Annotated in this window: 9 protein-coding genes; 8 read left to right on the top strand and 1 reads right to left on the bottom strand. The window is 47.0% G+C overall.

Annotation, left to right across the window (positions count from 1 at the left end; translation table 11 throughout):
* The 5 genes from ACI4J0_RS03910 to ACI4J0_RS03890 form a co-directional block, all read left to right on the top strand.
* The coding region (locus ACI4J0_RS03910; protein WP_439764510.1) for a toprim domain-containing protein at positions 1-699 on the top strand (699 nt) is incomplete at its 5' end.
* A 362-nt stretch (positions 700-1,061) separates the two neighbouring features.
* The gene (locus ACI4J0_RS03905; RefSeq protein WP_439764509.1) at positions 1,062-1,730 is read left to right on the top strand and encodes a hypothetical protein; all 669 of its coding nucleotides are present in this window, start codon (positions 1,062-1,064) and stop codon (positions 1,728-1,730) included.
* A gap of 75 nt (positions 1,731-1,805) precedes the next feature.
* Positions 1,806-4,373: a DNA gyrase subunit A gene (gene gyrA / locus ACI4J0_RS03900; RefSeq protein WP_439764508.1), complete on the top strand. Its 2,568-nt coding sequence runs from the start codon at positions 1,806-1,808 to the stop codon at positions 4,371-4,373.
* Positions 4,374-4,426: 53 nt separating this feature from the next.
* Positions 4,427-5,338, top strand: a complete 912-nt coding sequence (locus ACI4J0_RS03895) for a putative ABC transporter permease (RefSeq protein WP_439764507.1) — start codon at positions 4,427-4,429, stop codon at positions 5,336-5,338.
* A gap of 4 nt (positions 5,339-5,342) precedes the next feature.
* Positions 5,343-6,131 (top strand): glycoside hydrolase family 16 protein, encoded by a 789-nt coding sequence (locus ACI4J0_RS03890; protein ID WP_439764506.1) that lies wholly within the window; start codon positions 5,343-5,345, stop codon positions 6,129-6,131.
* Here ACI4J0_RS03890 and ACI4J0_RS03885 read toward each other — a convergent pair.
* On the bottom strand, positions 6,116-6,364 hold the full coding sequence (locus tag ACI4J0_RS03885) for a FeoA family protein (protein WP_439764505.1): 249 nt from the start codon (positions 6,362-6,364) through the stop codon (positions 6,116-6,118). The two genes, ACI4J0_RS03890 and ACI4J0_RS03885, sit on opposite strands and share 16 nt — an antisense overlap.
* A gap of 108 nt (positions 6,365-6,472) precedes the next feature.
* Here ACI4J0_RS03885 and ACI4J0_RS03880 point away from each other — a divergent pair, with 108 nt between their 5' ends.
* The 3 genes from ACI4J0_RS03880 to ACI4J0_RS03870 all read left to right on the top strand — a co-directional run bounded on the left by ACI4J0_RS03880 (position 6,473) and on the right by ACI4J0_RS03870 (position 12,613).
* Positions 6,473-7,198: an RsmE family RNA methyltransferase gene (locus tag ACI4J0_RS03880; protein ID WP_439764504.1), complete on the top strand. Its 726-nt coding sequence runs from the start codon at positions 6,473-6,475 to the stop codon at positions 7,196-7,198.
* A 512-nt stretch (positions 7,199-7,710) separates the two neighbouring features.
* Positions 7,711-9,909, top strand: a complete 2,199-nt coding sequence (locus ACI4J0_RS03875) for an ATP-binding protein (protein ID WP_439764503.1) — start codon at positions 7,711-7,713, stop codon at positions 9,907-9,909.
* Entirely contained in the window at positions 9,899-12,613 is a 2,715-nt protein-coding gene (locus tag ACI4J0_RS03870; RefSeq protein ID WP_439764502.1) for a response regulator, read from the top strand. The genes ACI4J0_RS03875 and ACI4J0_RS03870 overlap by 11 nt, the downstream gene beginning before the upstream one ends.
* Positions 12,614-12,733 lie beyond the last annotated feature (120 nt).

Genomic DNA, 12,733 nt, shown 5'->3' with positions numbered 1-12,733 from the left:
GACTGCTATGACAAGGACAACAAGCTCACCGAGCTTTACATCGTGGAGGGAGACTCTGCGGGCGGCTCTGCTAAGCAGGGACGTAATGCAAGATATCAGGCTATCCTTCCCCTTTGGGGTAAAATGCTCAATGTAGAAAAGGCGCGTATCGACAAGGTTTACGGAAATGAGAAGCTTATGCCTGTGGTGGCGGCTCTCGGCACTTCTATAGGCGAGGATTTCAACATCGAAAAGCTCAGATACGGCAAGATAATAATCATGGCCGATGCCGATGTGGACGGCTCTCATATCAGAACATTGCTGCTTACCTTCTTTTTCAGGTATATGAGACCCCTCATCACCAACGGAAACATCTACATTGCCCAGCCTCCCCTTTTCAAGGTGGCTAAGAAGAAGGGCAAGAAGGAAATTGCAAGATATGCTTTCTCCGACGAGGAGAGGGATATGTATATAAACGAGCTTTCCGCCGAGGGAGACGGAAAGATGGTGGTTCAGAGATATAAAGGTCTCGGTGAGATGGACCCCGAACAGCTGTGGGAGACTACTATGAATCCCGAGACAAGAACTATGCTCAAGGTGGAGCTGGAGGACGCTGCCAAGGCGGACGAGATCTTCACTATTCTGATGGGTGATAAGGTAGAGCCCAGACGTGAGTTTATAGAGAAAAATGCTAAGTATGTTAAAAATCTGGATTTTTAAAGCATAAAAAAGTAAGACAAGCAAAACTAACGGAGCCCAAAAGGTAAAAGTTTCGTCCACCTTTTCAAAGGTGGCAGGGGTCAAGGGGGCGGCGCCCCCTTGTCGCCCTCCGCAGAGGGCGAAACTCCTTATCCTTAGAAGAGCTCCGCAAGGGGTGAATTGAAAAACAGTCCTGTGGACTGTTTTTCAAGAGGGGACGCCCTGCGATAGAGGGCGTCCCCTTCCCCGGGATTGTTAAGGGTCGCAACCCTTAACGCAATGCGCCCGTGGCGCATTGTTAGCTGTCCGGACTTAGTAACGGTTAATCGGACTTACTATAAGGTTACAACCATTTATTTTACAACAAAAAGGAATGATAAGTATTGTCTGTTTTAGACGATGATATTTACGACGACGGCAGAAGCTCCTTTGAAGAGCTTCTTGCCAAGGGCGAATACAAAAGCTCTAAAGAGGATATTCTGAAAGGCTTTAAGCTTTTTCAGAAAAAATATGTTTTCAAAAACGTGTGCCTTCAGATGTTCATAGTTGTTCTGGCTATTGTTTCTCAGATACTTTCTATCGCAGGCGCTGCGGAGGGCGAGGACGTTTCCTTCTCCTATATGCTCATTGTGATGTGCGTTGTTCTGGGTGGGTATTTCCTTATCCGTCCAAAAAATACCTTCAGAAAGCTTGAGGACAGCCTCGGGGAGCTTGAGGGTACGGTCTATGAGGCTGAGATTTATACTGATAAGATAAAAATATCAACTTTATACGACCCGTATATTTCAGAAGAGGCTGAGAAAGAGGCAGAAGCAGAGGAAAAGGAGACTGACCAAAAGGATAATGACCCCGACAGCGAGCTCCCTCCCGCTACTATCATACATCTCGACAATGCCGCTGTTGAAATTGTTGAAAGTTCAGAGCTTTTCATTGTGTACATCAAGAAATTTAATGTGTTCGTTATACCTAAGTCGGCTTTTAAGCCCTATGAGGTAATGGAGATAAAAAACAGACTTTCAAATATCATGGGTGTGAGATACAAGGGCGAATGAGCCGATATGCACATCAAAGTAATTGCTTTTTATCCGTAAAAGGAGTTGTTTAATTTGTCAGATGAAGTTTTCAGTTTGAATAATAACAGGTTTATTAACAGGGATATCGAAAAGGAAATGAGAGAGTCTTTCCTTGCCTACTCTATGTCGGTAATTGTTTCCCGTGCGCTGCCCGATGTGAGAGACGGTCTCAAGCCCGTTCACAGGCGTATCCTTTACACTATGTACGAAAACGGTCTTACTCCCGACAAGGAGTATCGTAAGTGCGCCGATACTGTCGGTACCGTTCTGGGTCGTTATCACCCCCATGGCGACGCTTCCGTTTATGACGCTATGGTAAGACTTGCGCAGGATTTCTCTATGAGATATCCCCTGGTGGACGGTCACGGAAACTTCGGCTCCCTTGACGGCGACCCCCCTGCTGCTTACCGATACACAGAGGCAAGAATGGAGAAAATGTCCCTGGAAATGCTTACGGACATTAACAAGGACACCATTGACTTTATGCCTAACTACGACGACAGACTGAAAGAGCCTGTTGTGCTTCCCTCACGTTTCCCTAACCTTCTGGTAAACGGCTCGGTGGGTATTGCTGTGGGTATGGCTACTAATATCCCCCCTCACAACCTTACCGAGACTATCGGCGCTGTTCAGACCCTTATCAAAAATCCCGACTGCACTCTTGACGAGCTTATGGAGCATATCAAGGGTCCCGATTTCCCTACGGGCGGCATTATTATGGGTCGTGCGGGCATAAGGGCTGCTTATGCTACGGGCCGCGGAAAGGTAACTCTCCGCGGCAGGACCAGAATTGAAGAGATAAAGGGACGTAACTGCATTATCGTTGACGAGATACCCTATATGGTCAACAAAAAGACCCTTATAGAAAGAATTGCCGAGCTTGCCAAGGACAAGAGAATTGACGGTATTTTCAACGTTCGTGACGAGTCGGACAAGGATAATGCTGTAAGGATAGTTATCGAGCTGAAAAAGGACGCCATTCCTCAGGTGGTGCTCAATCACCTGTTCCAGTTCACTCAGCTTCAGGATACGGTGGGCATTATCCTGCTTGCTCTTGTTAAGGGCGAGCCTAAGGTGCTGACCCTCAAGCAGATGCTGACAGAATATCTGGATTTCCAGGTGGAGGTCATCAGAAGAAGGACTCAGTTCGACCTTGACAAAGCCAAGGCAAGGGCGCATATATTAGAGGGTATGGTCATTGCGGCGGATAATATCGACGAGGTTATCAAGATATGCCGTACCTCCGAAAATATCGGCGAGATAAAGTCGAGACTTATGGAAAGATTTGCTCTCACCGATGTGCAGGCTGAGGCTATCGCTCAGATGAGAATGTATCAGCTCTCCAATATGGAGCGCAAGAAGATAGAGGACGAGCTTGCCGAGCTTCATGCTAAGATAAAGGAACTGACAGAAATTCTCGGGGACAATGAGAAGGTGCTTTCTATCATTTCCGATGAGCTTGAGGAGATAAAGAAGAAGTACGGCGACGAGAGAAAGACAGATATCGAGAACATCAGCGGCGAAGTTGATGTGGAGGACCTTATCCCCGTTGAGGACTGCGTTGTTACTCTTACGGATATCGGTTATATCAAGCGCCAGCCTGTAAGCGAGTACAAAATTCAGAAGCGCGGCGGCAAGGGCGTTTCCGCTATAAAGCAGAGGGACGAGGACTTTATTCAGGAAATGTTTATCGCTTCCTCTCACGATGATGTGCTGTTTATTTCCAACAAGGGAATTATGTACAAGCTGCGCTGCTTTGAGATCGCTGAGGGCTCAAAGCAGTCCAGAGGCGTTAATGTTATCAATATGCTCCCTCTTGCAGAGGACGAGAAAATTGCCGCTATGATAAAGACCTCCGATTATGACGAGGGCAGATTTATCATTATGGTCACCAAAAACGGCAAGATAAAGAGGACTCCCCTTTCCTCCTACAAGAATGTCCGCAAGAACGGTCTGAGGGCTGTGGGGCTTGACGAGGGCGACGAGATCGCAGGCGTAAGGCTCACTGACGGCAATGCTCAGGTGATTGTTGCCACAAGAAACGGCTTTGCTATACGCATTGAGGAAACTCAGATGAGACCTATGAGCAGAACGGCTCACGGCGTTAAGGCTATCAAGCTCAGAGAGGGCGACTATGTTGTTTCTATGGCGAGAGTAAGAGAGGGTGCTACCCTTCTTACCGTTACCGACAAGGGTCTGGGCAGACGCGTAAGGCTTGAGGATTACCGTATACAGCACAGAGGCGGCTATGGTATGCTGAGCTACAAGGTATCCGAGGAAAAGGGCTATGTATGCGGCATCAAGATAGTTGACGAGGACGATGACATCATTATGATTGCTTCCGACGGCGTTATCATCAGGATAAGAGCCTGCGATATACGCGTTATGGGAAGATATGCTACCGGCGTCAAGCTTATGAGAGTAAGCGGCGAGGACAGGGTGGTTTCCTTCACAAGAGCCGAGCACGATGACAGCGCTGAGACCGAGAAGATAGAGCAGCCTTCCGAGGAGGAGCTTCAGAAGGAGCTTGCCGAGGCTGCTGCAGAAGAGCAGAGCGAGGTAATTATTGACGAAGAGCCTGACGATGATGATGAGGACGTTTCGGAAGATACGGAAGAATAATTTTTAAATGGGCAGGCGGAAAAACCGCCTGCTTGTTGTAATAGGTGATAAAATTGTTTTTTGAGAAAATAAGCTTTTTCGGGTTCAGCCTTTATGAAATGTGCCTGCTGTTTCTGATATGGTCTTTTATAGGCTGGGCTATCGAGGTCTGTGCTCATGCTCTTAAAATGGGGGAGTATTCGAACAGAGGATTTCTCAGTATGCCCATATGCCCCATATACGGGGTGGGAGTGCTTATTATCACTGTCATTTTAGGGCGGTTTATGGAATATCCCATTGTGGTTTTTATCCTGTCATCGCTTATCTGCACAGCCTTTGAGCTGGCGGTGGGGGTGCTGATGAAGCTTATTTTTCACAATATGTGGTGGGATTATTCCGACGAGCATTTCAATTTCAAGGGGTATATATGCCTTAAAGTAAGCATTGAATGGGGTCTGGGCTGCCTTATCGTGGAATACTGCGCTGAGCCGTGGGTAGAGGGGATAATTCGTATCATTCCCCGTATGATAGGCGTTATGGTCATTATAGTAATGGGCGTGCTTATTGTTATTGACTGCGTTAATTCCGTTTCGGCGGTATACAGGCTCAATCTCAGGCTTAAAGAGATATCCGAGATATCCGCTAAAATGTACGATCATTCCCAGAAGCTGGGAATGAAATTTGCGGACAAGGCTCTTGAGGCAGCAGATGCAGGTGCTGAAAAGGCGGCAGAGTTTTATATTGCTTCCGAGGAGGCTTCCGAAGAGGCTGAGAGGCTCAGGGAAGAGGTCAGGGAGAAAAGAGACGAGTTTGAAGAAAAGCTCAGGAGCAGATATGACGCTCTTATCGCATTTTCCGACAGGGAGGACAGGCGCGTTATCAGGCTTATCAATGCTTTCCCGAGTCTCAGATCCTCGGAACACGGCGAGGCTCTTGAAAAGCTGAGAATAAGCGTTAGGGAAAAGCTTCACAGGAAAGGAGCATGATAGTATGATATCCGAGCTTATGGCACTGATGGCGGCGGCAGTTGCGGAACTTTCAACATTTTTAAACAGAGATGTTGAAAGTTATAAAATATTTGACCACACTCCTTATTACCTGACCTTTGAGGATAATTTTGACGGGACGGAGCTTGATGCTTCAAAGTGGGAAAGATGTCCCGAATACAAACGTCAGGACCTTAATAATTACTGGAAGGACGATATGTCCTATCTTGACGGAGAGGGGCACCTTGTGCTGGAGATGAGCTATGACGAGGAAACGGACAGATTTAACTCGGGGGCTGTCCGCACAAGGGGCATTTTCGAGCAGGCTTACGGGTATTATGAGATAAGATGCACTCTTAACAATGTCCCCGGGTACTGGACTGCCTTCTGGCTCATGGGAGATTCTGTTAACAGCGAGGCAAACGGCGGCAGGGACGGTACGGAGATAGATATTTACGAGTCCCCTTTTTACAGCGAGAAGAAGATACAGCACACCCTTAACTGGGACGGCTACGGTTCTAAGCACAAGTCTGAGGGGAAGATAGTGGACGCCGATGTTTACGACGGGGAATTTCACACCTTCGGGCTTCTCTGGACTGAGGACGAGTATGTTTATTATATTGACGGAAATGAGACCTGGAGGACCGACGCTCAAAAAGCAAAGGGAACCTGCGAGGTTCCCTTATACCTTAAATTTTCCGCTGAGACCGGGGGCTGGACGGGTATTCCCGACAAGGATATGCTCCCCGACAGGATATATGCGGACTATGTGAGAGTTTACTCCGCAAGCTGATCTGTTCTCACAAGTATTTTTCCCGTGTCCTCCTTACGGAGAGCTATCACTGCTCCTCTGATAAGATAGGCTATGGGGTCCCCTGCGGGGCTGCGGTGGAGACATATTACTTTTGTTCCCTCGATAAGTCCCATATCCATAAGTCGGCGGCGCATATCTCCCGTACTGTTCATCTCAGTTACGGTAGCTGTTGTGCCCTCGGACAGCGAGGACAATGCAGATATATTATTCATAAGTATTGCTTCCCTGTGTTATGAAATGTACAGGCTGTCTTTACAACAGGCTGTCATAGTTATATTATGCCCGCGATAATGAACGGGTGAATTTTTAAGAGGTCACATATGCCAAGATTTTTTATTGACGAGACCGCTCTTTGCGGCGATATTATTACGGTCAGGGGCGGCGATGCCGTTCACATAGGCAGATCGCTCAGAATGAAAACAGGCGACAGCATCACCTTCTGCAGAGAGGGTACGGACTTTGTTTCGGTCATTGAGAAAATGACCTCGGAGGAGGTTTTTTGCAGAGTAGTCGAAAAGGTCCCCTCCTCCTCCGAGCCGGATCTGCGGCTGACCATTTATCAGGCTCTCCCGAAGCAGGACAAGCCCGAGCTTATCATTCAGAAATGCACGGAGCTGGGAGCGGCGAGGATAGTTTTCTTTATCTCCAAAAGATGCGTTTCTCGTCCCCATGAAAAATCGGCGGAGAAAAAGCTTGCAAGGTGGAGAAAGGTAGCAGAGGAAGCCGCAAAGCAGTCGGGCAGAGGAAATATTCCCGAAATATGCGGAATTGTAAGCTTTGAGGAGGCTGTAAGGGAGCTTTGCGGGAACGATATATCCCTTTTATGCTACGAAAACGGCGGGGAGCGGCTTTCGGACATTGACTTTTCGGGAAAAAAGACCTGCGGCGTTATGATCGGCGCGGAGGGGGGCTTTGACAGGTCGGAGGCGGATATGTGCTGCGAGAAGGGCGCTGTTCCCATATGGCTGGGGAAGCGTATCCTGCGCTGCGAGACCTGTCCTATTGCTGTTACCGCTATGATAATGCTTTCCGCAGGAGAGGTCTGATAAGGTTTATATTATATTTTGTCTCTCACCTGTTGAGAGACATCAGCGTGTCGATAAAGTGTTTAGATGAAAAAATTTGCACAAATAAGGTCATAGTAAAAGTTTCGTCCACCTTTTCAAAGGTGGCAGGGGTCAAGGGGGCAGAGCCCCTTGTCGCCCTCCGCAGAGGGCGAAATCCCCTTTATCCTTCCAAAACGGAGCAGGGGTGAGGAAATGCGACAGCATTTCCGAGGGGCGCGAACACGACCGCGCCCCTTTCTAACATATCCTTATTATTTTTCCCTCCAAAACGTTCCGGTGGAACGTTTTGGACATAGCAATTTCTGTATGGGTTTGTGCATATTATATAATTGTCGTTCCTTTTTCGACAGACTGTTGTCTCTCACCTGTTGAGAGACATTTTTATTTTAAAAATATATTGAATTTGTCCAGAATATATGATATAATTAAAAATAGACCTATTAAGTTTGATTTTTTTTGTTGATATAGACGAACAAACAGGGGGAAGCTTTGTGAAAACACCTTTGATAAAAAAAATAAAAGACCTGCTCCTGAAGGACGAATTTGATGTACAGCATAAGCTTTTTAATTTTATGCTTGCGGTGACCTTTGCTATGGCAGGTATATCCGTTCTCATATCCTTTATTTTAAACCCGGGATTTATCGGGAATATAACCGCTGTTCTCATTGTCCTTTTTTTGGGGCTTAATCTGTGGATATCCGTGATAAAGGGCAATGAACGCCTTGCTGCCATTCTTATAACTACCATAGGCGACCTTGTGCTGCTACCCATATTTTTTATCACAAACGGCGGAACAAAGGACGGTATACAGCTGTGGTTTTTGCTCGGGCTTTTAACTCCTCTCGTTGCTCTCAGAGGACCGGGCTCGGTGATAATGTTTATTCTCAGCGTGCTTGCGAGTGCGGGATGTATGATATATGAAAAATTCTGCCCCGGGAGCATAATCCATTCGGATAATGAGATCGCCTGCTTCTCTGTAATGTTCATATCCTTCGTGTTTTTTGCCGTTATTATAGGCATTATGTTTAAATATCAGACCGATATTTACGAAAATCAGAGGGAGATAATGCTCCGTAAGGACGATGAGCTTGTCAAGGCTATGGAAGAGGCTCAGAACGCCAATAACGCAAAGAGCAGATTTCTCGCTCATATGTCCCACGAGATAAGAACTCCCATCAACGCCGTTCTCGGAATGGACGAGATGATAATCAGAGAAAGTACGGACAAGGATATTACCGCTTATGCTGTGAATATCCGCAGCGCAGGCAATTCCCTGCTGAGCATTATTAACGATATTCTGGATTTTTCAAAGATAGAGTCCAATAAAATGGAGATAATCCCCGCAGAGTACGACCTTTCCCTGCTGCTCAAGGACTGCTACAATCTGGTATTTATGAGAGCCGCCGAAAAGGAGCTTCGCTTTTCCTTCGAGACTGACGGGAATACCCCAAAAAAGCTTGTGGGTGACGAATTTCGCATAAGGCAGATAATCACTAATCTTCTCACAAACGGTGTGAAGTACACCCCGAAAGGCTCGGTTTCTCTTTCTCTGGGCTTTGACAGGATAGATGATGAAAGGATAATGCTTATTATTTCCGTTAAGGATACGGGTATGGGCATAAGCGATGAGGACAAGGCAAAGCTTTTTGACTCCTTCAGAAGAATAAATTCATCTCAGACAAGAAATATCGAGGGAACGGGACTGGGTCTTGCCATTACAAAAAGGCTTGCGGAGCTTATGGACGGCACGGTCCTGGTGGAGAGCGAGTTGGGCAAGGGAAGCATTTTTACGGTCCGTATTCCCCAGAGGGTGGCGGGAACAGGCGTTATAGGCGTATTTGACCCCAGCCAGAACAGCTCCCCCGACAAGAAATACCATGAAAGCTTCCATGCCCCCGACGCAAGGATACTTGTGGTGGACGATGTTAAGATGAATGTGGAGGTAATGAAGGGGCTTATCAAAAAGACTCTTATCAGCCCAGACGCAGCCTACAGCGGTGAGGAATGTCTTGCTCTTGCTGCAAAGGAAAAATATGATATTATCTTTATGGACCACCTTATGCCCGAGATGGACGGCGTTGAAACTCTGAAACACCTGAAAGAAAATACTGACAGCCCCAACAGGGACACCCCCGTTATCGCTCTTACTGCAAATGTCATTGCGGGCGCTAAGGAAAGCTATATGTCCATGGGCTTTGCGGATTATCTTTCAAAGCCTGTGAAGGGCTGCGACCTGGAGGATATGCTTATCAGGTTCCTGCCTGCCGAAAAGGTGGTATCCTTCTCCGAAGAGGTCAGGGAAAAGGTACCCTGCGATAATTCGGATATTCCCGGATTTCTTAATTCAAAGGAAGGTATATCCTTCTGCTGCGGAGATATTTCCTTCTACAAGGAAGTGCTCCGGGGGTTCGTTCACAGCGGCATTACGGAAAGGCTAAACAAATATTACTCCGCAAGAGACTGGGACAATTACAGTGTATGTATCCACAGTATTATGGGCACTGCTCTCAGTATCGGCGCGGAGGAGCTTGCTGCCAAGACTGCCGCTATGAAAAATGCTCTTAAAAATGACAATATTTCCTATGTCAAGGAACATCACAAGGGCTTTTCCGAAAGCTGCGAAAGGCTTATTGACAGGATCTCGGAGTATCTGGGCGAAAAGGAGGAGGCGGTAAGCAATGATCTATAATATTTATTTTGAAGCCGCGGCTATCTGCTACCTGATTATCCTTAATATGTATATCCGCCTTCAGTACAATAATACATCAAAGCAGAACAAGCTCTTTCAGAGGCTGGCGGTATATCTCCTCGTTGCGGTCTCTCTCGATGTTCTGACTGCTGTTACCATAAGCTATGCGGCTCATATACCTGTATGGCTGAATATGATACTGAACCACGCCTATAATGTTTCGGTCCTTGTACTTGAATATCACTTCCTTATTTACTGCATTGAGGGTGTGTGCAGGAGAAAGCCCGAAGGAAAATTCTTTCAGATATGCCGATGGCTGAACATTATTGCAAATATTATCCTTGTTATCAACCTGTTCACAGGCTGTGTGTTCAGCTTTACTCCCGAGGGAGAGTATATTCACGGACCTTTGTATTATATGACCTATTCTGTGTCATTGGTATTTATCTTCGCTGCTACAGGTGTGCTGCTCAGCGAGTCAAAACGGTTCAATACAAATCAGAAGGTAACCATCATTCTTTACTGCGTTACAAGCCTTATCGGTCCTGCGGTACAGCTCGTTTTACCTGACGTGCTTTTCTGCCTGTTTACAGTGTCTCTGGGCTTTGTGATGCTCATGTTTTCCATGGAGACCCCCGATTATCAGCAGCTTACTAAAACTATGGAGGAGCTTGCAAGTACAAGAGACGAGGCGGAGGAGGCTATGGGTCTGGCTCAGGCGGCAAATCAGGCGAAAACCGATTTTCTTTCCGCAATGTCCCACGAGCTGAGAACTCCTATCAACTCCATTCTCGGCTTTAACGAGATGATAATGCAGCAGACTAATGACACAGAGATAAGAAAATGCACCGATAATGTTCAGACGGCGGGTATGAACCTCCTCTCCATTATCAGCAACATTCTCGACTACACCGAGATAGAGGGCGGCAGGCTGAAAATTACCGAAAGCCCCTATTCCACCCGCTCTATGCTGAGAGATGTGCTCGCCTATGCGGAATACGGCACCGACAAAAGTCAGCTTGAGCTCAGGACGGATATCGACGAGAATATCCCCTCCGAGCTTTCGGGTGATATTACAAGAGTTATCCAGGTGTTTAACAATGTGATATCCAATGCGGTGAAATATACCTACAGAGGCTATGTGGAGATATCCGTTAAATGGATACCCGATGAGGGCGGCGATACGGGTCTGCTTTCCGCAAGGATAAGCGACAGCGGCGTTGGTATCAGAAAAGAGGACCTTGCCCGTTTGTCACAGAGCTTTACCCGCCTGGACAAGAAGAAAAATCAGAACATTCAGGGCGTGGGTCTGGGACTTTCCATCGTTACAAAGCTGTTGTCCCTTATGGGCGGAAGCATATCCATCGACAGCGAGTATGAAAAGGGTACCACAGTTTCCTTTGAGCTGAGACAGCAGGTAATAAGCAGTATTCCCGCAGGAAAAATATCCCCTCTCGGCTCGGGCGACATAAACACTGATGACAGCTACAAGTTCTATATTCCCGACGCTAAGATCCTCACCGTTGATGATAACGGTATGAACAGAGAGCTTTTCAAGGGTCTTCTCAGAGACTCGGGAGCGGATATCGACGCTGTCAGCGGCGGAAGAGAAGCTATTTCTATGCTGGAGAAAAACAGCTACGATATTATTTTCTTAGACCATATGATGCCCGAAATGGACGGTATCGAGACTCTTCGTGTCATTAAGGACAGGGGGCTCAGCGATGCGCCTGTTGCGGTGCTTACCGCAAATACCGTTGCGGGTGCGAGGGAAATGTATCTTGCGGAGGGCTTTGACGATTATCTTGCAAAGCCTGTTACGGGCAGAATGTTATACGGCATACTGAAAAAATATCTCCCTGCAGGAATGATAAAGGAGCTGCCAAGGGATATTCCCGATACCACCGAGGAGAAAAATGCTCCCCGCCGCAAACGAAGTGTTATGGAGCGGCTGGGACAGTTCCTCGATACGGCAACGGGTCTTACCTACTGCTGCGAGGACGAGGGCTTTTACATATCCATGCTTGAGACATATCTTGAAAATTCCCGTCTTGAGGATATGAAGAATTTCTACGAGGAAAAAGATTACGACAATTACCGCATCACCGTTCATTCTGTAAAGAGCACATCTCTTACCATCGGCGCGGCGGAGCTTTCGGGTGAGGCAAAGGGTCTTGAAATGGCGCAGAAATCGGGAGATATCGGCTACATTGAGGAAAATCATCAAAGGGTATACGAAATGTACGGCGAAATGCTCCAAAAAATAAAGGCTGTGCTTGACGACCCCGACGATATCCTGGGCGGCGAGGAGACGAAGGAGGAAAGAATATCCAGAATACTTATAGTGGACGACGACCCCTCCTGCCTTGCCATTGCAAAGCGGACACTTGAGACGAAATTTGAGGTCATAACTGCCGGTTCGGGAGATGAAGCACTGAAAATACTGAGGAAGGACATTCCCGACCTGGCGGTGCTGGATATTTATATGCCCGAGATGGACGGCTTTGAGCTTATGAAGCGGATAAGGGAGCTTTGCGATGTTCCCGTTGTGTTCCTGACTGCCGATTCGGACAAATCCCTGGAAGAGCGGTGCTTTGACCGGGGGGCTATGGACTTTATAACAAAGCCTGTGACAAGCACTATACTTATAAACAGGCTCAGCAGGGTCATTGAGCTGGACGAGCTGAAAAAGAGAGTTTCATGATAAAAGAAAACAGGTCTTTCGCGCAAATGCGAAAGACCTGTCAATCTGTCAAAAAAGAAACGACAATTATATAATATGCACAACTCCATATTAAAATTGCTTTGTCAAAAACGTTCCACC

This window comes from Huintestinicola sp. (assembly GCF_051882455.1).
Classification (GTDB): Bacteria; Bacillota; Clostridia; order Oscillospirales; family Ruminococcaceae; genus Huintestinicola.
This window is presented reverse-complemented; position numbering and strand designations above follow the sequence as displayed.

Coding starts and splice junctions, on each gene's coding strand:
- ACI4J0_RS03870 (WP_439764502.1), top strand. CDS start 9,899: ATGATCTATAATATTTATTTTGAAGCCGCGGCTATCTGCTACCTGATT.
- ACI4J0_RS03880 (WP_439764504.1), top strand. CDS start 6,473: ATGCCAAGATTTTTTATTGACGAGACCGCTCTTTGCGGCGATATTATT.
- ACI4J0_RS03885 (WP_439764505.1), bottom strand. CDS start 6,364: ATGAATAATATATCTGCATTGTCCTCGCTGTCCGAGGGCACAACAGCT.
- ACI4J0_RS03890 (WP_439764506.1), top strand. CDS start 5,343: ATGATATCCGAGCTTATGGCACTGATGGCGGCGGCAGTTGCGGAACTT.